The organism is Glycocaulis sp., from assembly GCF_050485565.1.
Classification (GTDB): Bacteria; Pseudomonadota; Alphaproteobacteria; order Caulobacterales; family Maricaulaceae; genus Glycocaulis.
Window position 1 is genome coordinate 14,820 of sequence record NZ_JBJHBQ010000012.1, and the last position, 25,751, is coordinate 40,570.

Annotated in this window: 21 protein-coding genes; 11 read left to right on the forward strand and 10 right to left on the reverse strand. The window is 65.2% G+C overall.

The window, feature by feature from the left end; all coding sequences use genetic code 11:
- Position 1: 1 nt before the first annotated feature.
- Positions 2-1,192 (forward strand): hydroxymethylglutaryl-CoA reductase, encoded by a 1,191-nt coding sequence (locus tag ACQ5ID_RS12450; protein ID WP_429912761.1) that lies wholly within the window; start codon positions 2-4, stop codon positions 1,190-1,192.
- A 26-nt stretch (positions 1,193-1,218) separates the two neighbouring features.
- On the opposite strand, the gene ACQ5ID_RS12455 is transcribed toward ACQ5ID_RS12450, so the two are convergent.
- From ACQ5ID_RS12455 to ACQ5ID_RS12480, 6 genes are all read right to left on the reverse strand, one after another.
- Positions 1,219-1,536, reverse strand: a complete 318-nt coding sequence (locus ACQ5ID_RS12455; RefSeq protein ID WP_429912762.1) for a hypothetical protein — start codon at positions 1,534-1,536, stop codon at positions 1,219-1,221.
- Between the two features lie 86 nt (positions 1,537-1,622).
- Positions 1,623-3,011 (reverse strand): alpha/beta fold hydrolase, encoded by a 1,389-nt coding sequence (locus tag ACQ5ID_RS12460; RefSeq protein ID WP_429912763.1) that lies wholly within the window; start codon positions 3,009-3,011, stop codon positions 1,623-1,625.
- Between the two features lie 43 nt (positions 3,012-3,054).
- Entirely contained in the window at positions 3,055-3,519 is a 465-nt protein-coding gene (locus tag ACQ5ID_RS12465) for a VOC family protein (protein WP_429912764.1), read from the reverse strand.
- Between the two features lie 33 nt (positions 3,520-3,552).
- Positions 3,553-4,143 carry a hypothetical protein gene (locus tag ACQ5ID_RS12470; RefSeq protein WP_429912765.1) on the reverse strand — a complete coding sequence of 197 codons (591 nt, stop codon included), beginning with the start codon at positions 4,141-4,143 and terminating at the stop codon, positions 3,553-3,555.
- Between the two features lie 10 nt (positions 4,144-4,153).
- Positions 4,154-5,023 (reverse strand): methylated-DNA--[protein]-cysteine S-methyltransferase, encoded by an 870-nt coding sequence (locus ACQ5ID_RS12475; protein WP_429912766.1) that lies wholly within the window; start codon positions 5,021-5,023, stop codon positions 4,154-4,156.
- Positions 5,024-5,046: 23 nt separating this feature from the next.
- Positions 5,047-5,625 (reverse strand): DUF2244 domain-containing protein, encoded by a 579-nt coding sequence (locus ACQ5ID_RS12480; protein WP_429912767.1) that lies wholly within the window; start codon positions 5,623-5,625, stop codon positions 5,047-5,049.
- Between the two features lie 190 nt (positions 5,626-5,815).
- On the opposite strand from ACQ5ID_RS12480, the gene ACQ5ID_RS12485 reads away from it, so the two are divergent.
- Entirely contained in the window at positions 5,816-6,565 is a 750-nt protein-coding gene (locus ACQ5ID_RS12485) for a LolA family protein (protein ID WP_429912768.1), read from the forward strand.
- A 3-nt stretch (positions 6,566-6,568) separates the two neighbouring features.
- Here the strand turns inward: ACQ5ID_RS12485 and ACQ5ID_RS12490 are convergent, their stop codons facing one another.
- Entirely contained in the window at positions 6,569-6,805 is a 237-nt protein-coding gene (locus tag ACQ5ID_RS12490) for a helix-turn-helix domain-containing protein (RefSeq protein WP_371393010.1), read from the reverse strand.
- A gap of 12 nt (positions 6,806-6,817) precedes the next feature.
- Positions 6,818-7,369 carry a DUF2975 domain-containing protein gene (locus tag ACQ5ID_RS12495; RefSeq protein WP_371393009.1) on the reverse strand — a complete coding sequence of 184 codons (552 nt, stop codon included), beginning with the start codon at positions 7,367-7,369 and terminating at the stop codon, positions 6,818-6,820.
- Positions 7,370-7,781: 412 nt separating this feature from the next.
- On the opposite strand from ACQ5ID_RS12495, the gene rdgB reads away from it, so the two are divergent.
- Complete coding sequence (gene rdgB / locus ACQ5ID_RS12500) at positions 7,782-8,405, forward strand: RdgB/HAM1 family non-canonical purine NTP pyrophosphatase (protein ID WP_429912769.1); 624 nt, start codon at positions 7,782-7,784, stop codon at positions 8,403-8,405.
- Entirely contained in the window at positions 8,402-9,547 is a 1,146-nt protein-coding gene (gene hemW, locus ACQ5ID_RS12505; RefSeq protein WP_429912770.1) for a radical SAM family heme chaperone HemW, read from the forward strand. The genes rdgB and hemW overlap by 4 nt, the downstream gene beginning before the upstream one ends.
- Positions 9,548-9,566: 19 nt before the next feature.
- On the opposite strand, the gene ACQ5ID_RS12510 is transcribed toward hemW, so the two are convergent.
- Positions 9,567-10,931, reverse strand: coding sequence for a penicillin-binding protein activator (locus tag ACQ5ID_RS12510; RefSeq protein WP_429912771.1), 1,365 nt, complete (start codon positions 10,929-10,931; stop codon positions 9,567-9,569).
- Between the two features lie 120 nt (positions 10,932-11,051).
- Here ACQ5ID_RS12510 and ACQ5ID_RS12515 point away from each other — a divergent pair, with 120 nt between their 5' ends.
- The 4 genes from ACQ5ID_RS12515 (at position 11,052) to ACQ5ID_RS12530 (ending at position 16,575) form a co-directional block, all read left to right on the forward strand.
- Complete coding sequence (locus ACQ5ID_RS12515; RefSeq protein WP_429912772.1) at positions 11,052-11,441, forward strand: YraN family protein; 390 nt, start codon at positions 11,052-11,054, stop codon at positions 11,439-11,441.
- 163 nt (positions 11,442-11,604) lie between these two features.
- Positions 11,605-13,170, forward strand: a complete 1,566-nt coding sequence (locus ACQ5ID_RS12520) for a YifB family Mg chelatase-like AAA ATPase (protein ID WP_429912773.1) — start codon at positions 11,605-11,607, stop codon at positions 13,168-13,170.
- Between the two features lie 24 nt (positions 13,171-13,194).
- The gene (locus tag ACQ5ID_RS12525) at positions 13,195-15,117 is read left to right on the forward strand and encodes an ATP-binding protein (RefSeq protein ID WP_429912774.1); all 1,923 of its coding nucleotides are present in this window, start codon (positions 13,195-13,197) and stop codon (positions 15,115-15,117) included.
- A 27-nt stretch (positions 15,118-15,144) separates the two neighbouring features.
- Entirely contained in the window at positions 15,145-16,575 is a 1,431-nt protein-coding gene (locus ACQ5ID_RS12530) for an AmpG family muropeptide MFS transporter (RefSeq protein WP_429912775.1), read from the forward strand.
- A gap of 6 nt (positions 16,576-16,581) precedes the next feature.
- Here ACQ5ID_RS12530 and ACQ5ID_RS12535 read toward each other — a convergent pair whose 3' ends face one another.
- Positions 16,582-18,864, reverse strand: coding sequence for an NADP-dependent malic enzyme (locus tag ACQ5ID_RS12535; protein WP_429912776.1), 2,283 nt, complete (start codon positions 18,862-18,864; stop codon positions 16,582-16,584).
- A 234-nt stretch (positions 18,865-19,098) separates the two neighbouring features.
- Here ACQ5ID_RS12535 and mutS point away from each other — a divergent pair, with 234 nt between their 5' ends.
- The 3 genes from mutS to ACQ5ID_RS12550 all read left to right on the forward strand — a co-directional run bounded on the left by mutS (position 19,099) and on the right by ACQ5ID_RS12550 (position 25,748).
- A complete protein-coding gene (mutS, locus tag ACQ5ID_RS12540; RefSeq protein ID WP_429912777.1) occupies positions 19,099-21,720 on the forward strand; it encodes a DNA mismatch repair protein MutS in 2,622 nt (873 codons plus the stop codon).
- Between the two features lie 38 nt (positions 21,721-21,758).
- The gene (locus ACQ5ID_RS12545) at positions 21,759-22,844 is read left to right on the forward strand and encodes a DUF2855 family protein (RefSeq protein ID WP_429912778.1); all 1,086 of its coding nucleotides are present in this window, start codon (positions 21,759-21,761) and stop codon (positions 22,842-22,844) included.
- Positions 22,845-22,925: 81 nt separating this feature from the next.
- A complete protein-coding gene (locus ACQ5ID_RS12550; protein WP_429912779.1) occupies positions 22,926-25,748 on the forward strand; it encodes a [protein-PII] uridylyltransferase in 2,823 nt (940 codons plus the stop codon).
- Positions 25,749-25,751 lie beyond the last annotated feature (3 nt).

A 25,751-nucleotide genomic window follows, 5' to 3' on the forward strand; every position in this document is an offset into this window, starting at 1 on the left:
CATGACCGACCGCCGCAACGACACCCGTGCGCCCGTGCCGCGCGACAAAACGAACGATCATACGCATGACGCCGCGCGCATGCGGCGGGCGTTTCTCACCAGCCGCACCGGCATGCCGCTTGACCATGTCGGGTCGTACTCGTTTGACCCCGGTGTGACCGCCGGGAATATCGAGAACTTTATCGGCGTGGCGCAGGTGCCCATCGGGCTGGCAGGCCCCTTGCGGATCAATGGCGAGCACGTGAACGAAGATGTCTACGTGCCGCTGGCCACAACCGAAGGCACGCTGGTGGCGAGCTATAACCGGGGGATGCGTATCCTGACCGAAGCGGGCGGGGTGAAAACCACCATCCATGAGCGCTTCATGCAGCGCGCGCCGGTTTTTCACTTCAGCGATGCCAGAAGTGCACGATCGTTCGCGCAGTGGGTGGACGGTAATCTGGACGGTATCCGCGCCGCCGCCGAATCTACATCGTCGGTGGCCAAACTCTCCCATATCGAGCGCTACTCGGTGGGACCGATGCTCCACTTACGCTTCAACTATGAGACAGGCGACGCGGCCGGCCAGAATATGTGCGGCAAGGCCACGCTGGCGGCGTGCGAGTGGATAGCCGCCAACCATCCCGGCGGCGCGCGCTATACCCTCTCCGGCGCGATGGATACCGACAAGAAGCACTCCCAGCTCAACGTGCTGCATTCACGCGGCGCGCGGGTGATCGCGGAAGCCTGGATCCCCAGCGCGCTGCTTAAAGAGCGCGCTGGGGTAGACGCGGCGACGCTGTTCCGCGCCCGGCTCAACTCCTTTGCCGGCTCGGTGATGGCGGGCAGCGCCAATAACGGCATGCATGCGGCCAACGGGCTGGCGGCCCTGTTCATCGCCTGCGGGCAGGACGCGGCCAATATCGCCGAATCCCATACCGCGATGACCTTTGTGCGGCTGGAGGATGATGGCGAGACCTATTACTGGTCGATCACCCTGCCGGCCCTGATCGTGGCGACATTTGGCGGCGGCACACAGCTGCCGACGCAAGGCGAGTGCCTCGATATTCTGGGCTGCCGGGGCAAGGGCAAGGTCGGGCGCTTTATCGAGATATGCGCGGCAACCGTGCTGGCGGGAGAAATATCGCTGGCGAGCGCGGTCGTGGCGGGGGACTGGGTGGAGAGCCACGACCGGCTCGGCCGCAATCGCTGATCTGGCGAGGGGTACAGATCAGCCGATCAGTTGAAGAGTTCCAGCTGGCGCGCCTCGCGGGCGAAAGGGGCGATGCTCGCCGGTCCCACCTGAAGCTTGCGGGGTTTGAGCGCAGGCCGCGCGACCGGCACGCTTTCGGGCGCTTCCACCAGCTCCAGATGCAGGGCAGACGCCTTGGTGCGGATCGCGCCTTCAGGCCGGCCGAGCTTTAGCGAAATGCGCTGCAGCGGCACGCCGCGCCGGGCCAGCTCGCGCAGTTCACGCTCATCCTCATAACGCCAGCGCTTGCCCGCATTGCGGGCATAGCCGCCGCCGCTTGCTTTCAATTTCGATGCATAATTCATGGCACCGCTCCTGCTCCGAATAAAGAACATAAGCGGAACATTAACCAAAGTCAAGGGATTGTGGATAAAATCTTACCCGCACCCCGTCAGGGACGGCATGTCTCCAATGTGTCTGCACCTTCGACGAAGGCCGATACGGCCCGGACAAAGCATGATGGCGCGACGACGGGCAGGAAATGGGCCGCGCCCTCAAATGTCGTAAAGCTGACCTCACCTGCCTGCGCCAGGCGTTCAGCGTGCGCGCGAGCGCCCTCATACGGCGTATTGGGGTCGTGCGTGCCGTGGATGATGAGGGTGCGCGGCAGGCTGGCCGGTTCGCCGCCAAAGTATGCGTCGCGCTCGTATAACGGTGCGGGTATGCCGACCAGCAGGCCGGGAAGCGGGCTGGTAAACAGGGCATCGGCCGCCTCTGCCGCCACCGTGTCGGCCGTCAGGTCCCGGCGCTCATTGTTCTCCGAGCCGCTTATCAGCATGACCAGCGGCAGGGAGGGTGGCGACTGGGGATAGCCGGCCAGTGTGGCCAGCAGCCTCTCCAGCTCAGCGGCCGTGTCGTCCAGAAGCCCGGTCTCGCCGCGCCCCAGCGTCTCGATCAGCGCCGGAATGCGGTCCCGGAGCGTGGGGAAGTTCAGCAAAGCGCCCATGAAGCGGCGCAGATCACCACCCGGCACACTCCCGGCCCAGCTGGCCGATGCAGAGTCTTCGTGCAGGAGCCGGGCATAGGCCGCCAGTTCGTCATCTGTCAGCAGATCGCGGCCCACCGCATCGACAATCTCCGTCCGCCGGGAAAGATCAGCGCCGGGCGTACCTTCGGCGGAGACAAGACCGTCCAGCACCAGCCCGTCGAGCGCCACCGGGGCGGCCTGCATCATCCGCAAGGCAAGCTGGGTTCCGTAGGACACGGCATAGACGAGGACCTCGCCCGGCTCCCTGTGGCGGCCGATCAGTGCCGACAGATCATGGGCGGCATTGGTGATGGTGAAGCCGTGAACGCGGCCGGGATCGGCAAACATCTGGCCAATGCACGGACCCCACTCCTCCCCGGCCAGCGCGATACCATCGGCGCTCTGCGGCGATTCCTGATCCGGGCAGAGCTTGGCGGAATAACCCGTCCCGCGATGATCCGGGATTACCAGATCATAGCCGGGGAAGGCGCTGCGGAACTCGTCGAGGAAGGGATAGAAGGACGCACCGGTCTCTCCCGGGCCCCCGGCGATCAGCCAGACTGCGCCGCGCCGCGCGTGCAAATCCCTTTCGGGGAAGAGGCGGACAAAGAGCTCTATCGCGCTCTCATCGCCCTCGTGCAGCGGGTGCAATGGCACACTCTCCACCCGGCACAGACTGTCAGACAGCGCGGGATAGTCACCGGCATCCGCGCAGGGCGCAAACCCCTCAAAGGCCGGAACGGCAGGCTGGGCTGCACAGGCAGCGGCAAGGCCAAGGACTGCCAGGCATGGCAGGCTGAAGGGTCGAATCATGAATCCTGTCCAGATGAAATGTTGGCGAAGGGCGAGCTGGGTCTTACCAGCTTCCGGTGTTCTCCATGCTGGCCCAAGGCTCTTTGGCGGGCAGGCTTTCGCCCTCCTGCAGCAGCTCGACCGAGATATTGTCCGGTGAACGCACAAAGGCCATGTGGCCGTCACGCGGCGGGCGGTGAATTGTATAGCCCATGCCCTGCAGGCGCGCGCACAGGGCGTAAATATCCTTCACCCGGTAGGCCAGATGGCCGAAATTGCGCCCGCCTGAATAGGTTTCCGGGTCCCAGTTATAGGTGAGCTCGATGCAGGGCAGACCCGCCGGGAGCGAACCTGTTTCCGGCACCCCGCCTGCCGCGGCAATATCATCAGGCGAACACAGGAAAATCAGCGTGAAACGTCCCTTCTCGCTGTCCATGCGGCGCACTTCCCTCAAGCCCAGCCCTTCGCAGTAGAAGCGCAAGCTGGCGTCCACATCGCTGATGCGCACCATGGTGTGGAGATATCTCACGACGCTGCCCTTTCGATCTGCTGCGCGCCCAGCCTAATCGCTGCTAGCGCCATCACCAGCGCTGGCGCTGCTATCGGCGTCTACGTCTGCGTCAGGGCGCACCCGGCGTGCCCATTTGGGCCGTCTGCGCCAGCCTGTATCTTCCGGGATCGGTTCGCCGCGTGCGCGGGCAAGGGCGTGGGTGAAGGGTTCGGGCGCCCTCGTGTGATGGAGGCGAGCCAGCACGAAAGCGGGCAGCGCGCCAAAGGCAACAACGCCGAAAAACACCGTGAACATGAAGACATAGCCGCCGCGCCCGGCCCAGTCCTGTGCGCCGCTGGCGAGCCATAGCTGGTCATAGGCGGCGGGGATGAGGATCAGCGCAACCGGGCTGAGAGCGATAGCGATCACGCAGCCTGCCGCCAGATAGAAAGCCCAGCGCGGCGCAAAACTTCTCACATAAAGGCGGATGAAATCAGCCTCGCTGACACCGCGCACAGTGGCGGGCTTGGTGGCTGTACGGTCGGCATATTCCTCTGCTGCGTCAGCACGCAGCGCCCTTAGGCGCAGCAGGCCATAACCCAGGCACGCAAGGATGAAGACCGCGAAGACGGCAAGGAGAAGCTGGAGCGAGAAATCATACATAAGCGCGTATCTAGCGCGTCGCGGCCTCGTAGGCGAGCATGGCGCGCTTACGCTCCAGACCCCAATGGTAGCCGTTAAGCCGCCCGTCGCTCGCCAGCACACGGTGACAGGGGATGAGCCAGCTGACCGGGTTGGCACCGACGGCTGCACCAACAGCGCGGCTCGCCCTGGCGGTGCAGACCTCGCGGGCGATATCACCGTAAGAAGTGGTCTCGCCGGGCGGGATGGCCAGCAGGGCCCGCCATACCTGCCGCCGCCAGGGCGTGCCATAGAGTACGAGCGGGACGGGCCGTGCGCCACCTTCACCGAATATCGCTTGCGCATAATGGTCAGCAGCACCGTGATCGACAGTGAAGCCCGCCGCCGGAAAGCGTGATCTCAGATCGGCTTCAGCCTCCGCCTCGCTGCCCGCATCGGCAAAGGCGAGGGCAGAGAGGCCACGCGGCGCAATGAGAAACACGCCGGTGCCAAAGGGTGTCGGGGCGTGACCGACGGCAAATTCAAGGCCCATTCCGGCAGTGCGGGCATTGCCGGGTGTGACGGCTTCCTCGGCGATGAAAACATCGTGCAGGCGCGACGGGCCGGATAGGCCGGTTTCCAGCGCAGCTTCCAGCACGCTTGCCCCTTCGCGCATCAGGCGGCGGGCGCTGGCATGGGTAAGGGCGGCGATCATGCGTTTGGGGCTGGCCCCGGTCCAGCGGGTGAAGACACGCTGGAAATGATGCGGGGAGAGGCCCGCAGCCTGCGCAATGCGCTCCAGCGAGGGTTGCTCCTCCCAATGGGCGGCGATGAAGTCCAGCGCGGCGTTGATGCGCGGATAATCGCTCGCGCGCAGGGCAAGGGCGGGCAGGGCGTCTGAAGGGGTGGCAAGATCTGTCATGGGAGCAAGAGTGCCGCTGGCGCCTAAGCTGCGCCACCCGTTTCTTGCGCCAAAGCCACCGGGCTGGTGCGCGCCTTGTCCAAGGCTTCGGCAATCGCGCTCGCAAGATCGCGCCGTTCACGCGGAGAGAGGACTGAGCCGACCAGCACATGCTTACCCATGGCGGTCAGGCGCGGCTGCACATCCGGATCGTCCTCATGGTCCACCACGAGGCGGGTCCAGGCAGAGGGCAGACGATAAAGTGTCTCATAGCCTGTCGGCCAGCGGCGCATGACATGAATGGCTTCCGGCGTGATATGGATACGCTCCAGACGCCGCCCGTCGCGATAATTGAGCCGGAAGGCGAGCCAGACGATCAGCACGTCCAGTCCGAAAAAGCCCAGCACCGGCCAGGCTCCGATCATCAGAAAGGCCAGACCTGCAGTAAAGCTGATAACGGCAATTGCCACCATCAGCGCGATGAATGCCGGACCGCCGAGCGAGCGGTTGGGCCGCACATGGGCGTCCAGCAGCACATCCTCGCGCGCGTCCAGATGGTCCAGACGCAGCGGACGGCCATGGGCCTCAATCGGCCAGTTCTCTATTGCCGTGCGACGCTTCATGGCACGCAAGATAGGGCAAAGGCGCGATCTAAGCGAGGCAGGCGGGTGCGGCGAATGGCACTTTGCCGGGCTTTTCACCTTATGAATTGCTGTCGCGCAGATGAACGCAAACGCCTTTCATGGGCCGCAATTTGCCTTTAGCCATAGGGTCATAGTGATTGTCCCCGGCACGAAGGAAAGGAACCAAAAAATGCTGACCACGCTTGCCACTGCCCTTGCAGCGCTGTCCACCGGCTGGAGCACGGCGGACGCCGATAGCGCCGCGTTCGATGTGAGCGCCGATACCGGCCTTGCCATCGTGCAGGAAACGCAAGAGGCGCAGGAGGTTGAAACCCTGCCGCCGGCTGAGGCTGTCGAACAGTCAGGCCGCGGCGAAGCGGTCGAGCGCGCCCGCGCGCTGGAAATCTTTGCCGCCGTTGAGACCCTGCAGGCGCGCTTCCGTCAAGTGAACCCGGACGGTTCGGTCAGCGAGGGCGATATCGCCCTGTCGCGCCCCGGTCGCGTGCGCTTTGCCTATGATGCACCCTCGCCCTTGCTGATCGTGGCTGATGGCTCGACGGTGGCGATTGCCGATAGCGCGCTGGAAACAATTGACCGTGCGCCGATCCGCTCCACGCCCCTGCGCTGGCTGCTGGCCCCGGCTTCGGAACTGGAATCCTCCGGCGCGATTGTGGAGGTCGGCCGCTATGACAATCAGCTCTATGTGACGCTGGAAGATCCGCAAGGCGAGGCGGAGGGCCGGGTGACGCTCGCCTTTGGCGATGATGATCCGGCGGCCCCTGCGGGTGAGGTGGCGCTTCTGGGCTGGTATGCGGTGGACGGGATGGGCTCGCTCACGCAGGTGACGCTCGATGAGGTGCGCCTTGGTCAGCGCGCCGATCCGCGCCTGTTCGTGCTGGATGATGACATGTTCTCGTCGCGGCGGAGGGGGCGGCGGTAGGGGCTACTCCGTCCCGTCATCATCCTCATCGCCGGGTTCGTCGGTAAACTGCAAGAGGTCGCCGGGCTGGCAATCGAGCTCGCGGCACAGCGCCTCCAGCGTGGAGAAGCGCACAGCCTTGGCCTTGCCGGTCTTCAGGATGGAGAGATTGGCCATGGTGATGCCGACACGGTCGCACAGCTCAGTCAGCGACATGCGCCGTTCGAGCAGCATACGATCGAGGGTGACGCGGATTGCCATGTCTCGCGCCCCCTAGATCGTCAGCTTCTGCTCGTCGCGCAGGCGCGTTCCCTCACGGAACACTTCTGACAGGACGAGAAGCGCGATAACGGCGATCCAGGCGCCAATGTTCAGGCCAAATTCGGGCTGGACGCTGACCCCGCTTTCCACCGGGCGGCCAAACACGGTGAAAATCAGCGCGATAATGCCGTGCGCGCCGTAGCGGATGATCTGGTAGATGGCGATGGCAATCGCGATGGCGCGCAGATGGCCGGCATTTTCCGGCACAAAGGGATCACCTTCAATGAGGGTGACAACGATACGGCGCAGCCGGTCGGTGATGAAGAGAATCGCAATGATCGCGGCCACGCCAAGCGGCAGCGCGATCACGATATCCAGCTGGAGGAAGCGGACAAAGGCGTCTGGCAGGTCCGGACCCATGCCGGTTACACTGAAGACGCCAAAAACCATGAGGGAGAGTGTGACGAGGCTGGCCAGGACCAGGAGGCCCCACAGCACGATAATCGCCACATCGAGAAAAATTTTCAGAAGGGATGTCAGAAATCCCGGACTTAGCGCACGCATCCCTGCCCCTTCTGCGACGTCACACCGGGCGCGATGCTGCCTCCAAGGGGGGAGAGGTCAGACGCGCCCGGTGCCGTCATGCTGCCTCACGGCGCCGCCTTATGCGACAATCGGTGACAGCGCCGCAGCCATGCCCGCTACTACCGCAGCGACCAGAACCACATTCATGATAGCCGTAAACGGAATACGGCGGGTGTTGTTTTCGAGCCTGACCATCTTTGTCTCCTTTGAGGTCCAGTGTTATCGATCAACCTTCGGCCTTTGCTCCGGTCATGTGTTCCGCCGGGGCTTTTGCCGTGAGGCAGCGGGGTGTTCCCCTTGCCTCGAAAACACATCTAGCAAGGCCCTCATCGCTTTGCAACAAAAAAATATCGAAAAACGATATGAATTTTTCGAAAGGCGATATGCGTAAATGGATGTAGTAACCATAAAACGCCTTTTCCGGGAGGCTCCGCTGTGGGTTTTGGCGAGCCATAATGCAGGCAAGATCAAGGAGATAGCCGATCTCGTTGCCCCCTTCTCCATCCGTGTCAAAGGGGCTGGCGAGATGGGTCTGGAGGAGCCGGAAGAGACTGAAAAAACTTTTTCGGGCAATGCGCTTTTGAAGGCGAGGGCCGCAGCCAAAGCCTCCGGAGCCGTCGCGCTGGCCGATGATTCCGGTCTGGAGGTGAGCGCGCTTGGCGGTGAGCCGGGGGTTTATTCCGCCCGCTGGGCCGGGCCGGAGAAGGATTTCCGCCTCGCCATGGAGACGGTTGAAAAAAAGCTTGCCGCCTCTGGCAGCCCGGACCGTTCGGCGCGCTTTGTGTGCGTTCTGGCGCTGGTTCATCCCGGCGGGGCCGAGCTGGTGTTCGAAGGCGAGGTGAAGGGCGATCTTGTCTGGCCGCCGCGCGGGGATCAGGGCTTTGGCTATGATCCGGTGTTTGTCGCCAGGGGCGAAACCCGCACCTTTGCCGAGATGGGCGCGGCGGAGAAAAAAGCGCTGAGCCACCGCGCTGATGCTTTCAGGAAGCTGACAGACACGGTGTTCGGCGCGTGAGCACGCCAGCGCCCACCCCGCTGGGGCTTTATATCCACTGGCCCTATTGCGTGCGTATCTGCCCGTATTGCGATTTCAATGTCTACAAGGCCAAAGGTGCAGACAGCGCAGCGCTGGTGGATGCGCTAATAACCGATATGGCCCGCTGGCGCGCGGTAACGGGGCCGCGCACCCTCACAAGTGTCCATTTTGGCGGCGGCACGCCCTCACTGATGGAGGCGGGTGATATTGCCCGCGTGCTGGAAACGGCGGAGACCCTGTGGGGATTTGAGAGCGATCCTGAGCTGGGACTGGAAGCCAATCCGGCCGAGCGCGCACGTCTGAACGATATTGTTGCTGCCGGGATCAACCGGCTGTCGGTCGGCGTGCAATCGCTGGACGATGCCGCTCTGGCGCGGCTGGGGCGCGACCATGATGCGCGCGCCGGGCTGGAGGCGCTGGAAATCGCCCGCTCTCTGGTGGGGCGCGTATCAGCTGATCTCATCTATGCCCGCCATGGCCAGAGCCTTGCAGACTGGGAAGGTGAGCTTTCCGCCATTCTGGCGCTGGGCGTCGATCATCTCTCGGCCTATCAGCTGACCATTGAGGAGGGGACGGCGTTTGCCCGGCAGGTGAAGCGCGGCGCGCTGGTGCCGCCGGAAGAAGAGCTGGCCGCAGACATGTTCGAGCTGACGCAAGGATTGACCGCTGCCGCCGGGCTGGAGCCTTACGAGATTTCCAATCATGCACGGGGTGAGGACCATCGCTCGCGCCATAACCGGCTCTACTGGACGGGCGGGGACTGGATCGGTATCGGCCCCGGCGCGCATGGCCGCATTGGCTCACACGCGGGCGGGGGGCGCATTGCCCATGGCGCGCCCTTGCGCCCGGCAGACTATATTGCCGCCAGCCGGGAGCCCCTTGCTCATCTCGAACGCCTGAGCGCGCTGGAAGAGGCGCAGGAGCGGGTGCTGATGGGCCTGCGCATTGTTGAGGGGCTGGACCGCACGCGCCTCAAAACCCTGACCGGACTCGATATCGATGAAGAGGCCGCCGCGTCTCTGCTGGATGACGGGCTTATTGCCATGGACGCGTCAGGCGTGCGCCTGACCGCGCAAGGACGCCTCTATGCCGACCGGGTGGCGAACATGCTGGCACCCTGAACAAGAACCGGACGGCTGATCAGGATTCGCCCGGTTCCACATCCATGGCGATGCCGTCCGGACCAAAGCGCTCGGGCGCCGGATCAAGCACCTCAAAGCGTCCGTTGCGGATGGTGTAGAGCGCAAGGCCACGCTCCACCGTGCCGTCGGCGCGCAGCCGGAACAGGCCGTCCACGCCCAGGAATCCGTTCGGATCTTCAATGATGGAGCGGTCGATCCCGCCCGTATTGGCGGCCATCAGGACAGCCAGTGAGGCGGAATCATACCCCAGTCCGGCGAGACGGGAGGGCCGTTCACCGAACGCCGCCTCATAGGCCATCTCGAACCGGGCGCGCATTTCGGCATCGGGACCGGCAAACCAGCCATTGGCCAGCGCCGGTTCGCGGACGCTATCAGGATTGCGCCACAGCCCGGTGCCGACAAACTTCACCAGCAGCGGGTCGATATCGGCAAACAGCAGCGAGGGCGCGAGCATGCGCAGATCATCGCCCCCTGCGGGGAGCATCACCACCTGGAACGCACCGCTATCGGCGGGCCGCCAGCCCTCGCCCGTCATGGCAAGGGCGCGCCCAACCTCCAGACTGCCAATGCCGGCGCGGGCGAGACGGCGGGCCGCCTGGCTCATGGAGTCCACGCCGCCCGAATAGACTTCCTCGGCCGTTACCGTGCCGCCAAACTCGGCAGCGGCGGAGCGATAAGCCTGGCTGACCAGCTGCCCATAAGGGGTGGCCGGGGCCACAATGGCAAAGCGGTCTGCGCCCAGAGCGGCGGTGTAGGACACCACGCGGCGCACTTCTTCCTCTGGCGGGAAGCTCAATAGATAGACGCCGCCACCGGCAACACTGGTGTCTGTGGAAAAGGAGATGACGGGAATGTTGGACCGGCGCGCCAGGCTGGAGACCGCGCGCACTTCGGCGGCGAGCAGCGGGCCGATGATCATGTCAGCGCCGTCGGCAATGGCTGCTTCGGCAGCGGCTTCCGCGCCGCGAGCCGTGCCTTCAGTATCCTTTGGCAGCAGAACGACATTCTCGACGCCGCGCTCAAACAGGGCCAGCTCGGCGGCGCGCAGCAAATGGCCGGCCTCTGAGCGCAAGGCAGCCGACGCGCCGGAGAAGGGCAGCAATACGCCGACGCGCACAAGGTCCACCCCTTCCAGATGCGGCGGGGTGAAGGCCAGACGTTCCGGGCTCATCTCCACACCCAGCACGGCCGGTTCAGGCGGCGCGCCTACGACCGGCGATGCGGGTCCCGGCGTGACACCGGGGCCCCCGGTGGTTGCGCCACAAGCCGACAGGAAAAGGGCCGCACCCGCCATACAGGCGGTCACACGCCAAAGGCCAGCTATTGGCACCAGCGCGCGGGTGGGCAAGATTGCTCTCATCATGGCTTGCGTCCTCAAAACCGTCTCCCCCGCCTTGTGCCGGCCCGGCCGGAACGGAGGCTACCGGCGCGGCCGGTCAGGGGCAACTATGCACCTGCCGAAATCCGTCTGCGAGGGGCGGGCATGACCCGGCATGCGCGCCAGCGGGCCGAACGGCGCGGACGGCGCGGGGAGCGGGCCGCCAGCATCCTGCTCATCCTGAAGGGCTGGCGCATTCTGGGGCGGCGGGTGAAGACCCCGCTCGGCGAGATTGATCTTATCGCGCGCAAGGGCCGCACGCTCGCCTTCGTCGAGGTGAAATGGCGAAACCGGCGCGAGGCCGCGCGCGAAGCGTTTCATCCGCGCCAGCAGGTGCGGCTGATGCGGGCCGCCGCCCTGTGGCGTGCGCGGCGCACCGGGCTGGACAGGCTGGCGACGCGTTTTGACCTGATCTGCGTGGCACCCGGACGATGGCCGGAGCACCTCAAGGGCGTGGCCAGCGCCGATTACGGGCCAGAAAACCATTTGATCTAGCAGGGGTTTGGTAAAAAGTTAATATGACGTCTTGACGTTTCCGGCAGTTTTGTTCTTTTCTTGTTCTGGTTTTATACCGGCCTGTTCATGCGTTCTGTGGATAAATGGTAAATCCCGGCGACCAGAATTGAATTTGTTCAGTGAATGAATTTCGGAGGCAAAGATGAGCGCCTACACCCATTCTGCCTCGTTTGAAGGTGCTAATGCGCGCCTTGTCGATGTTCAGGTGCAGATTGCCGGCGGCACCCCGGCCTTCAGCGTGGTCGGGCTGGCCGACAAGGCGGTGGCCGAAAGCCGCGAACGCGTGCGGGCCGCCTTTGCCGCCATCGGCCTGTCGCTGCCCGGCCAGCGCCTGATCGTCAATCTGGCACCCGCTGACCGGCCGAAGGAAGGCGCCCATTTCGATCTGCCGATCGCCATTGGCATACTGATCGCGATGGGCGTGCTCCCCCCCGAGGCGGGGTCTGAATATCTGGCGATGGGGGAGCTGGGCCTTGATGGCTCGATATCGCCCGCGCCGGGCGCGCTGCCAGCCGCCATGCTGGCCGTGGAGCAGGAAACCGGCTTTATCTGCGCGAAGGATAGCGGGCCGGAAGCGGCCTGGGCGGGGGGCGAGCTGGCCATTCTTGCCCCGGCCTCACTCATCCAGCTTATCAATCATTTCAAGGGCGGGCAGGCGCTCGCCCGGCCCCAGCCAGGAGATCTGGTGGAGGGGCCGCGCTTTAAGGACATGCGTGATGTGCGCGGGCAGGAGACCGCCAAGCGCGCGCTGGAAATCGCCATGGCTGGCGGCCACAACATCTTGTTCATCGGGCCGCCGGGTTCTGGCAAGTCCATGCTGGCCGAGCGGGCTCCGGGCCTTCTGCCGCCCCTGTCAGCCAAGGAATTGCTGGAGATTTCGACCGTTCAGTCGGTCGCCGGGCTATTGCAGCGCGGGGAGCTGAGCCGGGCGCGGCCATTTCGTGCGCCGCACCATTCTGCCTCGATGGCCGCGATGGTCGGTGGCGGCACGCGCGTGCGCCCCGGCGAAGCCTCTCTGGCCCATAATGGCGTGCTGTTCTTGGATGAATTGCCGGAATTTCACCCGCAAGTGCTCGATTCCCTGCGCCAGCCGCTGGAAACCGGCGAGATCGCGGTGGCGCGCGCCAATGCCCGCATCACATTCCCGGCCCGGTTCCAGCTGGTCGCGGCGATGAATCCCTGCCGCTGCGGCTGGGCAGGCGCAGACGGGCGCGCTTGCGCGCGCGGTAAAAATTGCGCGGAAAGCTATCAGGCACGCATTTCCGGCCCGATGATGGACCGGATCGATCTGCAGATCGAGGTGCCGCCGGTGACGCCTGCAGACCTTGCCCTGCCGCCCGCGCACGAAGGCACGGCCGAGATCGCCGCGCGCGTGGCAAAAGCGCGGGAGGTGCAGGAGGCGCGCGGCGCGCTCAATGCGCGGCTGTCGGGCGAGGCGCTGGACCGGATTGCCGAGCCTGACGCCGCCGGTCGCGAGTTATTGTCGCGCGCCGCTGAGGCCATGGGGCTGACTGCGCGCAGCTATCACCGCGTGCTGCGCACCGCGCGCACCATCGCCGATCTGGATGGTGTGGAGGGTGTGCGCCGCATCCATATTGCAGAGGCGCTGAGCGCCAGGCGCACCACCCGCCCTGCCGGGACGCCCGCAGGGTGGCCAGCGCTCGCAGACGGGGGAGAAAAATCACTCCGGCATTCGACGCTTCGTTAACCTGACCGGCATTAGCGTCGCACCATGACCCATGCCCTGCCGCCCTCCTCTCCGGACCCTTCTCCGGCCCCGTCCCTGGCCACCTCAGCAGACGGCGCGCCTGCCGATGAAGGCGCGGTGCCCGTCATGGCCGCGTCCACGGCCTTGCGCGGCGTGTTTGATGCCATTGGCGAGCTGGTCATCGTGCGTGACCGGGACGGGCGTCTGAGCGATGTGAACGGCGCGTTCCTGCGCGCCTTTGGCGGAACGCGCGAAGACTGGACAGGGCGCTGGTTCGCGGTCGCTCCCGCTTTTGGCGAGAGCGCATCACACCGGCGCTATGATGTGGCGATGCGCACCCGCACCGGGCCGGTCTGGATCGAGTGGTCGGAGACCCTCACCGCTGACGGCTCGATCATCGCGGTCGGCCGCGACGTGACCGAGCAGCGCAGCCAGGTCCAGCGCGAGAGCGAGGCCGCGCGCGGCAAGGGCGTGTTCTTTGCCGCCGTCACCCATGAATTGCGCACGCCCCTGTCGGGCGCGCTGGGCACGGCGCGCCTGCTGGAAGATACCGGGCTGAAGCCCGATCAGGCCGCCTATGTGGCGGCCCTCAAAGCCAGTGCCAGCCATGCGCTGAAGCTCATTGACGACATTCTCGACCTCTCCCGGCTGGAGGCCGGCAAGCTGGAACTCCGGCCAGAGGCCATGGACCCGTCGAGGCTGGTTGAAGAGGTGTGCGAGCTGTTGTCGGAGAAGGCCGCCGAAAAGGGGCTGGCGCTCGCCCACGCGCAGGGGCCGGGCGTGCCTGCCCAGATCAGGGCCGATCCGGCACGGCTGAAACAGATACTCTATAATCTGGCAGGTAATGCGGTGAAATTCACCCGCGAGGGCGGGGTGCTGGTCACGCTTGAGGCCGAAAATAATAGTCTGCGCCTGTCGGTCCGGGATACCGGCCCCGGTATCACCCCGTCCGATCAGGCCCGCCTGTTCGAGCAGTTCGAGCGCGGCGCGGCCGAACGCGATAATAGCGCGCCGGGCGCGGGGCTGGGCCTTGCCATGGTCAAGCGTCTGGCCGAGGCCATGGACGGCGAGGTGGGCGTGCGCTCTCAGCCCGGCGAAGGAGCGCTGTTCTGGTTCACCTTCCAGCCGGAAGTGCTGCAGCGCGCGCCGGTGCACCGTCCGCTGGCGGGGCGGCGCATTCTGATCGCGACACCGTGTTCCATCGAATCCGATGCCCTGGTTCTGCACGCCGAAACGCTGGGCGCCTGGGCGGAAAACTGTAGCAGTCAGGGACAGCTTGTGGCGCGGGCGCAGGCGGTGCGCCCCGATATCGTCATTCTTGATGATGGCTGGACCGAGGATGCCTCGGCGCTGGCAGCCGCCGGATGTGCGGGGCGGATTCTCGCTCTTGCCCGCCCGCGCACCAAGGCACGCTATACCGGCAAGGACCGTCCGGCGGGGATTGATGGCTGGCTGGTCGCGCCGGTGCGGGCAAGCTCGCTGGCCCGGTTTGCGCTGGGCAAGAGTTCGGGCGATGAAAAGCGCGAGAGCGAGGTGCGCGGCCCGGTACTCGCCGGCTACCGCATCCTTCTGGCCGAGGACGATCCGGTAAACGCGCTGATCGCACGCACGCTTCTGACCCGTTTGGGTGCCAGCGTTGTCATGGCGGCGACCGGGCGCGAAGCGGTGCTGGAAGCCTCACAAGGCGGGCTGGATGCCGCGCTGCTGGATTTGCGCATGCCGGAGCTGGACGGGCGCGACGCGGCGGCCCAGATCCGCGCCTTGCCGGGCGAGCCCGGCTCTGTCCCGCTCGTTGCGCTGACGGCCAATGCGACCGAGTCTGACCGCGATGCCTGCCTTGCTGCCGGCATGGACGCCTTCCTTGCCAAGCCGGTTGACCCTGACGAGCTGGCGAGCGTCCTCTCCGGCTTGTGCGGCGGGCAAATCCGCGCAAGGCTGAGCGCCTAGACAGGGCCAGCCCGGAGCGCGCTTTCCATGACCGATATCAGTGCCGAGCGCCAGAGCGAGCGCCGCAGCCTTCTGGGCTCGGTAGTGGCACTGGGCTGGCGGCGCTCGGCCGTCATGCTGCTTTTGGGGTTCTCGGCCGGACTTCCCATCCTGCTGGTCTTCTCCACGCTGTCGGCCTGGTTGCGGCTGGAAGGTGTGTCACGCACCGAGATCGGGTTTTTTGCCTGGGCGGGCATGGCCTACACATTCAAATTCATGTGGTCGCCACTCGTTGACCGGCTGCCCTTACCCTTCCTTGACCGGCTGCTCGGGCGGCGGCGCTCCTGGATATTGCTGGCACAGGCGGTTGTGATCGGCGCGATACTGCTCGCCTCCACGGCGACGCCCTCCACCGGGCTTTTCGTGATTGCACTGGCGACCGTGATGATCGCCTTTGGCTCGGCGACACAGGACATTGCGCTGGATGCCTGGCGGATTGATGTCGCCGAGGATGAGTATCAGGCCCTGCTGGTGGCGATTTATCAGTGGGGCTACCGCTTTGGCATGATCGCCGCGGGCGCAGGCGCGCTGGTGATGGCCGATTTTGGCGGGTTTTCCTTTGCCTACACCGTGCTCGCCGCCCTCATGCTGATCGGCGTGGCGGGCGTGTTCCTGGCCCCGGAGCCCGCGCGTCCCAAAGCGCTGGGCGGCGGCACCGAAGCCATTGAGGGCGCGGTAAAGGGCAACCCAGTGGGGGAGGCGGCTGCCTGGCTCTACTCGGCCGTGGTCGCGCCGTTTGTCGATTTCGTTGTGCGCTATCGCTGGATCGCGCTGCTTATCCTCACCCTGATCGGTGCCTATAGGCTCAATGATTTCGTGCTCGGCTTCATGGCCTATCCCTTCTATGTGGATATGGGCTATACGCTGTCTGAAATCGGCGCGGTATCAAAGGTTTACGGCGTATTTGCCATGCTGGCGGGCGCCATGATGGCCGGTGTCGCCGCCACGCGCTGGGGCGTTTATCCGGTGCTGATGGTGGGCGCGATCATCAGCGCGGTCTCGGCGCTGGCCTTCACCTGGCTGGCGCTCCTCCAGCCGACCGGCGAGATCACCATGGTCAATGGCGCAGAACTGACCCCGTGGCCGCAGGAGAAGAACCCCTCCATCCTCTATCTGACGCTGGCCATCACGGCGGAAAATGTGGCCGGTGGCTGGGCGGGTACGGCCCTCATCGCCTATATGTCGAGCCTGACCAACCGGGCCTTCTCGGCGACGCAATACGCGCTCTTCAGCTCGTTCTACGCCCTGCCGGGCAAGCTCTTTGGCGGGTTTTCCGGCATCATGGTGGACTCTCTTGGCTATGCCAATTTCTTCACCACCACCGCGCTCATCGGTGCGCCAGCGGTGCTGCTGGTCTGGATCGTGATGCGCTGGCGGGCCGCGCGCGAAGTCGCCGCCCACAAGCCCCAGATCAGCTAGAAACAATCAGCTAGTTTCGCTCCGCTCCGCCGAGAGGTCATGTGCGGCCAGCGCCGCGAGGGTGAGGATATCGGCCACGCCCGCGCCGAGGCGCGCGATCTGCACCGGCTTTTCCAGCCCCAACAGCATCGGACCCAGCACCGTCGCGCCGCCTGCAGCGCGCAACAGCTTGGTGGAGATGGAGGCGGAATGAATGGCCGGCATGATCAGCACATTGGCCGGGCCGGTCAGGCGCGAGAACGGGTAGAGCCGGGTATGGTCGGGGTCGAGCGCCACATCGGCATTCATCTCGCCCTCGTATTCAAAATCGGGGCTGCGGGCGTCGAGAAGGCGAACCGCCTCGCGTATCTTCTCCGAGCGCTCACCGGCAGGGTTGCCGAAAGTGGAGTAGGAGAGCAGCGCCACGCGCGGCTCCACCCCGAAACGCCGCGCGGCAGAAGCCGCCTCGCACGCCATATCGGCCATGGCCTCAGCACTTGGAAATTCGGTGACATTGGTGTCGGCGATGAAGAGCGTGCGCCCGCGTGACAGCACCAGCGACATGCCCATCACCCGCTCACCGGGCTTGGGGTCCAGCGCCATCTGCACATCGGCCAGGGCTTGGGCGTAATTGCGCGTGGTGCCGGTCACCAGGCCATGGGCATCGCCCAGGGCCACCATGCAGGCGGCAAACACGTTGCGGTCATTATTGACCATGCGCTGCACGTCGCGTTTGAGATAACCGCGTCTTTGCAGACGCTTGAACAGCCAGTCGGCATAGACCGCATTGTTCTCGGAGAGGCGCGCATTGAGGATTTCAATGGAGCCTTCAGGCACGCCGACAAGGCGCATATTGGCTTTGGTGGTTTCCTCCCGGCCGACCAGCACCGCCTTGCCAAGCCCTTGCGTCTGGAAGGCGTGGGCGGCGCGGATAACCGTCGGCTCCTCGCCTTCGGCAAAAACAATCGTCTTGCGGTCTGCGGCGCGCACTTCCTCGTGCAGGGCCTGCAAAATGGCCGCTGTGGGGTCCAGCCGCTGGGCGAGGGTCGCCTTGTAAGCTTCCATATCGGCGATGGGGCGGCGGGCAACGCCGGAATCCATCGCGGCTTGTGCCACATAAGGCGGGACATGGCTGATCAGGCGCGGATCGAACGGAGCCGGGATGATGTAATCCTTGCCGAAGCTGGGGCGTGATCCGTGATAGGCAGCGGCCACCTCGTCTGGCACATCCTCGCGCGCCAGCTCGGCCAGCGCGCGGGCGGCAGCAACTTTCATCTCTTCATTGATGGTGCGCGCGCGGACATCCAGCGCGCCGCGAAAAATGTAAGGAAAGCCCAGCACGTTGTTGACCTGATTGGGATAATCAGAGCGGCCGGTGGCCATGATCGCGTCTGAACGCGCCTCGCGTACTTCTTCCGGCGTGATTTCCGGATCGGGATTGGCCATGGCGAAGATGATCGGATCAGCCGCCATGGACTTTATCATCGCCTTGTTGACCGCGCCCTTCACCGACAGGCCGATAAAACAGTCCGCCCCGTCCAGCGCCTCTTCCAGCGTACGCTTGTCCGTCTCGGCGGCATGGGCCGATTTCCACTGGTTCATGCCGTTGGTGCGGCCCTTGTAGATGACGCCCTTGGTGTCACACAGGATCGCATTGTCGTGGGCGACGCCCATGGATTTGATAAGCTCCAGCACCGCGATACCGGCAGCGCCCGCGCCGTTCACGACGACTTTGAGATCCTTGATGTCGCGCCCTGACAATTCACAGGCATTGATGATGCCGGCAGCGGAGATGATGGCCGTGCCGTGCTGGTCATCATGGAAGACCGGGATATCGAGCAGCTCGCGCAGGCGCTCCTCGATGATGAAGCAGTCCGGCCCCTTGATGTCTTCCAGATTGATGCCGCCGAACGTATTGCCGAAGCGGCGCACGCATTCGATGAAGGCTTCCGGGTCGTTTTCCTCCACCTCGATATCGATGGCGTCGATATCGGCAAAGCGCTTGAACAGGACCGCCTTGCCTTCCATCACCGGCTTGGAGGCAGCAGGGCCCAGATCACCCAGGCCCAGAATGGCCGTCCCGTTGGAGATGACGGCGACGAAATTGCCCTTGGAGGTATAGTCATAGACCGCGTCCGGGTTGGCATGGATCGCCTTTACCGGCGCGGCAACACCGGGTGAGTAGGCCAGCGAGAGATCACGCTGGGTGGCCATCGGCTTGGTCGCGCGCAGGGCGATCTTTCCGGCAGGCGTCTGGCGGTGAAAGGCCAGAGCTTCTTCATCGTCCACGCGCGGCTTGCGATCTGTCATTGAGGGGGTCCGTCAGGGCAGGTGTCAGCGGGGTCAGGGTGCAGGCTTCACCCAAGCCTAGACGCTCCCGCACCAGAAGCGAAAGCCTGTTTAGCCAGCGCAAAAACGTGTCCCTCTGGCCTGCCCCCTTGCGGGCAGCAGGCGGAGAGTTAATTTGCCGCCATGAGCCCGGACGCCAGCGCCCCATCCGACATCGCGACACGCACCTTTCCCAGCGCGGAAGGGGCGACGCCCATGATGGTGCAATTCCTGGCCCTTCGCGCGCAGGTGCCTGCCGAAGCGCTGCTATTCTACCGGATGGGCGATTTCTACGAGCTGTTCTTTGACGATGCGGTGCGGGCCGCCGCTGCGCTCGACATCACGCTGACCAGGCGCGGGGAACATCAGGGCGAGCCGATCGCCATGTGCGGGGTGCCGGTTCATAACGCACAAATCTATCTCTCCCGCCTGATCCGGGCGGGCTTCAAGGTCGCCATTGGCGAGCAGGTGGAAGACCCTGCAGAAGCCAAGAAGCGCGGATCGAAATCGGTGGTGGAGCGGGCCATCACCCGCATCGTCACACCGGGCACTTTGAGCGAGGATGATCTTCTCGATGCACGCAAGTCCAACCGGCTTGCGGCGCTGGCGCGCGGACCGGCCGGGGACATGGCGCTCGCCTTTGCCGATATTTCCGATGGCAGTTTCGGCTCCATACGGCTGGAGCCGGGCGATATGGAGGCCGAGCTTGCCGCGCTTCAACCGGCCGAGCTGCTGGTGCTGGATGATGATGCGCGCGTGCTGGCGCCCATCCTGCCCGGCACCACGATCACAGCGCGGCCAAAGGCGAAGTTCGAGGCCGGATCGGCAGAGCGGCGGCTGAATGCGCATTTCGGTACGCTGAGCCTTGACGGGTTTGGTGATTTTTCAAGAATCGAACTCGGCGCGCTTGGCTGTCTTCTGGATTATCTGGAGCTGTCGCAGGCGGGGGCTGCGCCGAGACTGGCCCCACCGCGCCATTTCGAGGCCGGAGGCTGGCTCGCCATCGATCCGGCGGCGCGGGCAAGCCTTGAGATCGACCGCACCTTGCAGGGCCAGCGCAAGGGCTCACTGCTTGATGCCATAGACCGCACCGTCACCGCACCGGGCGCGCGTCTGCTGGCGGAGCAGCTCTCCCGGCCTTCTGCGCACCGCGCCGAGATCGAGGCGCGCCTTGATGCGGTGGCGTTTCTGCACGAGCAGGCGGGCTTGCGCGAGTCCTTGCGCGACAGCCTGAAAAGCGCAGGCGATCCGGCGCGCGCCCTGTCACGCCTGTGCCTTGAGCGCGGGGGGCCACGCGATCTTCTGGCGCTGGCGCGCGCATTGAAGGAGGGCGAGCGCATCAATGCGGCCTTTGCCCGCCTTGGCCATGATGCCTTGCCAGTCGCCATTCAGGGCGCGCTGGAGGCGCTATCGCTGGCGGCCCGGCCCGAGCTGGCAAACCTGGTTGATGAGCTGGCCCGCGCGCTGGTGGAGGAACCGCCTCTGCTGACGCGCGATGGCGGGTTCGTGGCCGAGGGGTGGGACCCGGCGCTGGACGAGCTGCGCACGCTGAAAGACCAGTCGCGGCGCGTCGTGGCGGGCCTGCAGAAAACCTATGCCGACCAGACGGGTGTTTCCGGCCTGAAGGTCAAGCACAACAACGTGCTGGGCTATTTCATCGAGGTCAGTGCGCGCCATGGCGAGGCGATGATGGGCGTGGAGCCCTTCATTCACCGCCAGACCATGGCCAATGCGGTGCGGTTCTCGACTACGGAGCTTGGCGAGCTGGAATCGAAGATTGCCTCTGCCGCCTCGCGGGCCATCGCGCTGGAGCTGGAGATTTTTGCGCGGTTCTGCACCCAGGTCGAAAGCCTTGCCGGTCCTATCCGCGCTGCAGGCGAGGCGCTGGCCGCGCTGGATGTGTGGGCGGCGGCGGCGCACTGGGCCGTCGAGACGGGCGCGTGCAGGCCGGAACTGACGGATGGCACGGACCTCTTTATCGAGGCGGGCCGCCATCCGGTGGTGGAGCAGGCCCTGACCCGGAGCGGCGAGGCGCGCTTTACGCCCAATGACTGCCAGCTGGACGCAGACGGGAAGGCGGCCAGCCGCCTGCTTCTGGTCACGGGGCCGAACATGGCCGGTAAATCCACCTTCCTGCGCCAGTGCGCGATCATCGTCATCATGGCGCAGGCGGGCCTGTTTGTTCCCGCACGAACGGTCAGGCTGGGATTGGTGGACCGCCTGTTCTCGCGCGTCGGCGCCGCCGATGATCTGGCGCGCGGGCGCTCCACCTTCATGGCGGAAATGATCGAGACGGCGGCCATACTCAATCAGGCAACGCCGAACAGCCTGGTCATACTCGACGAGATCGGGCGCGGCACCTCCACCTGGGATGGTCTCTCGATCGCCTGGGCCACGGTGGAACATCTCCATGCCGTCAATCGCTGCCGCGCGCTCTTTGCCACGCACTACCACGAGCTGACGCGCCTTGCCGACGAGCTGGACGGGACGGGCAATGTGTCGCTGAAAGCGCGCGAGTGGAAAGGCGAGCTGGTCTTCCTGCATGAGGTGGGCAGCGGCCCTGCCGACCGTTCGTACGGGGTGGAAGTGGCCAAGCGCGCCGGCCTGCCGGACATGGCAGTGCGCCGGGCGCAATCCATCCTGGCCAAGCTGGAATCTGATGGCAGTCCGGCAGCGGCGCTGGCCGAGCTACCGCTGTTTTCCGCCCAGCCTGCGCCAGCCGCGCCGAAACCCTCCAAAGCGCTCGAACGGCTCAAATCCATCGATCCGGATGCGCTGACCCCGCGCGAGGCGCTGGACGCGCTCTACGCACTCAAAAACCTGACCGAAGAAGACTGAACGCCAGATTGGCAATACCCATTGAGGAGGAGACAGGCATGGTCTGGGCGCTGAGCATTGACCAGAGCGACATCACGAAGGCCAGCCTGGTGGAGGAGGCCCAGCGCCCCTTGCAGGCGGGCGAGGCGCGTCTTGCCGTGAGCCGCTTTGCGCTGACGGCCAATAATATCACCTATGCCGCCTTTGGTGAGGCGATGGGCTATTGGCGCTTCTTTCCCGGCGCAGACGGGCGCGGACGCCTGCCGGTCTGGGGCTTTGCGCAAGTGAGCGAGAGCCGCTGTGATGGGCTGACCGCCGGTGAGCGCGTCTATGGCTATCTGCCCGCTGCCAGTGAGCTGATCGTCACGCCCGGCAAGATCCGCCCCGACAGCTTTTTCGACGCGGCCACCCACCGCGCCGAGCTGCCGCCGGTCTATAACCGCTATGAGCGCTGCGCGGCCGCTGCGGGGTATGACGCGGCGCGCGAAGCCGCGCAGATGGTGCTGCAGCCTTTGTTTCTCACCTCCTTCCTCATTGATGCGTATTTGCGCGATACCGGCTTTTCCGGTGCGGCGCGCATTGTGCTGACCAGCGCGTCAAGCAAGACGGCGCTGGCGCTCGCCTTCCTGTTGAAGCGCAACAAGCCTGAAGCCTTGCGTATCGAGGCGCTGACCTCGGCGCGTAACGCCGCCTTCGTAAAGGGCAGCGGGCTTTACGATGATGTCATCGCCTATGAGGACATTGCGGGGATGGACCCGGAACCGGCCCGGCTGATCGTCGATTTTGCCGGTTCGGCCGAGGTGAACCGGGCGCTGCACACCCGTTTTGGCGAAAATCTGAACGCCAATATCCGCGTCGGCGGCGCGCATTGGGATGACAGCACGCCCGCTTCCGGCCTGCCCGGCCCCAGGCCGGTTTTCTTCTTTGCCCCCGACCATGCCCGTGACCGGATTGCCGAATGGGGACCGGACGGGTTTGCAGCCCGGCAGGGTGAGGCATGGTCCAGCTTCGTTGCTGCGGCAGACAATCTTCTGGCGTGGCGTGGCCTTACTGGCGGGAGCGAGGCCCTGAATGCCTATCAGGCGCTGGTGCACGGCGATGTTTCCGCCAGCGAAGCGCTGGTGGTGGAGGTGGAGGCAGGCTAGCGGGCCACGCTTCCTGCTCTGAAACACATAAACCAAAAGGACGGCTGACGCCGCCCCGCCAATAGCGTAAGACCTTGGCCCATGCGTCTTTCTGCCCTTCCCGCTTCGCTTGACGGCCTGCGCCTGCGCGCAGAGCTGGCCGCTGCCACCCGTGAGGGATGGGAACAGGCTGCATCGCGCCAGGCGGGTATCGGCCGGCTGAAGAAATTCATATCGGCCGGGCGCGCCCATGCCGCCAGCAAGCTGGCGGGCAAGGGCGGCGGGCTGGAGGCCGCACGCGCGCTTTCAGGCGTAATGAATGCTGCCGTGCGCGCCCTGTTTGATTCGGTTGCCACCGATTTTGACGAAGCGGGCGCGACGGCGCCGGGCCTTGCCGTGTGTGCGCTGGGCGGCTGGGGTGCAGGCGAGCTGGCCCCTCAATCGGATATCGATCTGCTCTTCCTCACCGGCACACCGCCGCGCGAAGGGGCAGAGGCCATTGTGGAGCGCATGCTCTACGTGCTGTGGGATTGTGGCCTCAACATTGGCGGCGGCGCGATCCGCACCGTGGACGAGGCGCTGGCGCTGGCTGGCGATGATGTTTCGGAACGCACGGCGCTTCTCGATCTGCGCTGGGTGTCGGGTGATGAGCGGCTGGTGAGCACGCTGCGGCTGAAATTTGGCCGCGCCCACCGCACCCGCGAATCCATTGCGCCCTTCATTGCGGCAAAGCTGTCGGAACGCGATACGCGCGTCGACCGGCAGGGTGATAGCCGCTATGCGGTCGAGCCCCATATCAAGGACGGCAAGGGGGCCTTGCGCGATCTGCAGACCCTGCGCTGGCTGGCGCAGGTGCTCTACGGCAATGACGCGATGGAGCGCTGGGTGGCGAGCGGATTGCTGACCGTTCAGGACGTGGAGCGCTATCTGCGCGCCGAGGATTTCTACTGGGCGGTGCGCTTCCACCTGCATACGCTCAATGGCCGCAAGGATGACCGGCTGACCTTCGATACCCAGCCGGAAATCTCCGCGCTGATGGGCTATGCCGACAGCGAGGACACGCTGGGCGTCGAAGACTTCATGCGCGACTATTTCAAGCGTGCCATCGATGTCGGCGCGCTCACCCGCCTTGTCTGCGCCAAGCTGGAAGCTGATGAGCTGAAAGACCCACCATCGGGCATTGGCCGCTTCATGCCCGCCGATGGCCTGCAGAAAGGTGATGACGCCCTTGAAGAGGCCGGGTTCGTGGTCCGGTCGGGCCGTCTCGCCTTTGCTGATCCGGCACGGGTGGAGGAAGACCCGGTCCTGATGCTGACGCTGTTCGAGCTGGCGGCTGCGCGCCATCTCGATCTGCACCCGGATGCAGTGGCGCTCGTTTCGCGTTCATTGCGGCTGGTGGATGACAGTTTGCGCCGCGATGAGCGCGCCGCGCGCAGCTTCTTTGCCATATTGCTGGAATCTGATGATCCGCGCATCACCTTGCGGGCGATGACAGAGGCGGGACTTCTGGGCGCCTATATTCCTGAGTTCGGCGATATCGTCGCGCGCACCCAGTTCAACATGTATCACCGCTTCACGGTCGATGAGCACACGCTCAACGCGCTGGGCCTGCTTCGCGGGATAGAGCAGGGCAAGCTGATTGCCGACCACCCGCTGGCCACCCGCATTTTCCCGGAGATCATCCATCGCCGCGCCTTGCATCTGGCCGTGCTGCTGCACGATACCGGCAAGGGCAATGGCGATCAGTGCATTGAAGGGGCGGAGCGCGCGCGCAGCGCCTGCGAAAGGCTGGGCATCGAGGAAGCCGAAACGGAGCTGGTGGCCTGGCTGATCGCCAATCATCTGGAAATGAGCGATGCCGCGCAGCGCCGCGATCTCTCCGATCCGCGCACCGTGCTCGATTTTGCCGGACGGGTGGCCAATATGGAGCGGCTGCGCCTTCTGACCGTGCTGACCGTGGTCGATATCCGCGCTGTCGGCCCCGGCGTATGGAATGGGTGGAAGGCCCAGCTGATCCGCGATCTCTATGAGGCCACGGCCGCCGTGCTGGCGGGCGGCGAGCGCGCTGGTGAGGAAGAAGCCCGCGCCCGGCTGCATGCGCGCGCAGACCGCGCCCGGACCCTGTTCCGCGCTGATATGGAGCGGATAGACCCAGAGTTTGGCGAGCGCTGGATTGCCAGCCTTGATGACAGCTACTGGCTGTCCTTTGCCGAAAGCGACCGGCTGCGCCACGCCGCCTTTGTGCGCGCGGCTGAAAGCCGGGGCCGCGACGTGGCGTGCGGTGTGCGCGTGGACAGGCGCCGTTCGGCCGCCGAGGTGCTGATACTGGCACCGGACCGGGACGGGCTGTTTGCCGATATTGCCGGCGCACTAGCGCTGGCGGGCGCCAATGTGGTCGGCGCGCAAGTTGCCACAACGAGCTGGGGCGCGGCCTTTGACGTGTTTTACGTCCAGGAACAGGGCGGCAAGCCTTATGGCTGGTCCGACCTGTCCGCGCTCGACCGGCTGCGGGCCAGCGTGGAGGAGGCCGCGCGCGGCGGTCTGGGCGGCGAGATCGTGATCCCGGCGCGGCGCGTGGCCCGGCGCGAGGCGGCCTTCACGGTCAGCCCCTATGTGAAGCTGGAAGGTCAGGCGGCTGACGGCGCGCTGGTCATCGAGGCATCGGGGCGCGACCGCCCCGGCCTGCTGCACGATCTGGCGCGCGCGATTACCGATCTGGGCTGTTCCATTCAGGCTGCGCGCATTGACGGCTATGGCGAGCGGGCGGTCGACGTCTTCTACGTCACCCAGCAGGGCCGCAAGATTGCCGATCCTGAGACTGAAAAAGCGCTCGCCAGCGCCCTGATGAACGTACTTGGCTCCGGCGAGGCAGGGGCCAGCGGCGCACCATCGCGCCTGCGCGCCGAAGCGAGCGCAGGACGCTGACAC